General features: G+C 59.4%; 1 protein-coding gene. It reads right to left on the bottom strand.

The annotated features are described in order from the left end of the window. A partial coding sequence (locus AC0L2F_RS35995) for an immunoglobulin-like domain-containing protein (RefSeq protein ID WP_473251556.1) occupies nt 1–234 on the bottom strand: 234 nt, incomplete at both ends.

Here is a 234-nt window from a genome sequence, read left to right as displayed (position 1 = left end):
CAGTAATCGTAGTCACGGCAGGCGTGGTGCTTGGCACCAGGCTTTCAAAGTTGCCGCCGGTTGCACCGGTGATGGTGGTGCTGACAGTCGACCCATTAACGTAGACGTCGTTAGCCGGTGTATCGACGGTCACTGTGCCGACCGATTCCCCAGCCTTGATGGTAATCACCGAGCCATTGCTCAAGGTGACGTTCACCGGCGTCTGCGCCGGGTTGGTCAAGGTCGCGGTGTAGG

The sequence above is a fragment of the Bradyrhizobium sp. Ken64 genome (assembly GCF_055807555.1).
The sequence above is the reverse complement of the archived record's forward strand: the minus strand, read 5'-3'. Positions and strand labels throughout refer to the sequence as shown.